At 40.1% G+C, this 289-nt stretch carries 1 protein-coding gene; it reads left to right on the top strand.

All coding sequences use genetic code 11. The features are described from left to right. Positions 1-98: 98 nt before the first annotated feature. On the top strand, positions 99-289 hold a 191-nt coding region (locus AB4585_RS25135; protein WP_372171480.1), incomplete at its 3' end, for a hypothetical protein.

The raw sequence follows: 289 nt of genomic DNA, 5'->3' as shown, positions 1-289 counted from the left end.
TTAGGCATCACACACCCATCAAATCACTCATTACTGAACTACTAATCATGTCGCTCACTTGAGCACTTTAGACAAACTCATGTTTAATAAGGAATTTAATGATGGATATGCAAACTTTCGCTTCAATGGATGGAAATACTTTAATAGAAGGTATCTTCTCTGGTGATTTCAATAGCCGTGAAGCACTTACTGTCAGCTTTAAAAGAGCACTAATTTGGCACGGAGCCGACTTGGACAGTGCGCTTGCGAAAGCTAACGAGATTAGCTCTGGGAGTTACCGAAAGTCTTT

This window comes from Vibrio sp. 10N.222.49.C9, from assembly GCF_041474985.1.
Taxonomy (GTDB): Bacteria; Pseudomonadota; Gammaproteobacteria; order Enterobacterales; family Vibrionaceae; genus Vibrio; species Vibrio crassostreae_C.
The sequence above is the reverse complement of the archived record's forward strand: the minus strand, read 5'-3'. Positions and strand labels throughout refer to the sequence as shown.